This is a genomic window from Pseudomonas sp. SIMBA_067, assembly GCF_046534675.1.
Lineage (GTDB): Bacteria > Pseudomonadota > Gammaproteobacteria > Pseudomonadales > Pseudomonadaceae > Aquipseudomonas > Aquipseudomonas putida.
In genome coordinates this window covers 1-265 of sequence record NZ_JAWRYH010000594.1, presented here as the reverse complement: position 1 = coordinate 265, position 265 = coordinate 1, and the positions used below count along the sequence as shown (strand labels likewise).

Sequence of the window (265 nt, the reverse complement as noted above, 5' to 3'; positions counted from 1 at the left end):
CCGCCAGTACGTTGAAGAACGGGCAGGGTGAAATCCATTGATGTGGCACCGCATAAGCCCAGTGCAGTAGAGCGGCTGCGGCGAATCAGCCCAGGGATCAACATAATAGCAATCAGTTCACGGGCCAGATCATTAAAAAACGCCGCGCTCCCGATTACCGGACCAAAAGATTCGGTCAATAAAATACCGGAAAGAGAATACCAGCCGAAACCGCAGGCCATTGCCAGCGCGGTATTGATGGGGAGATCAAGAATAAAGGCGTTAA

General features: G+C 51.7%; 1 pseudogene. It reads right to left on the bottom strand.

The window, feature by feature from the left end:
* Positions 1-265: pseudogene (gene lysO, locus SB765_RS30475) on the bottom strand (L-lysine exporter LysO); the annotation flags it as partial.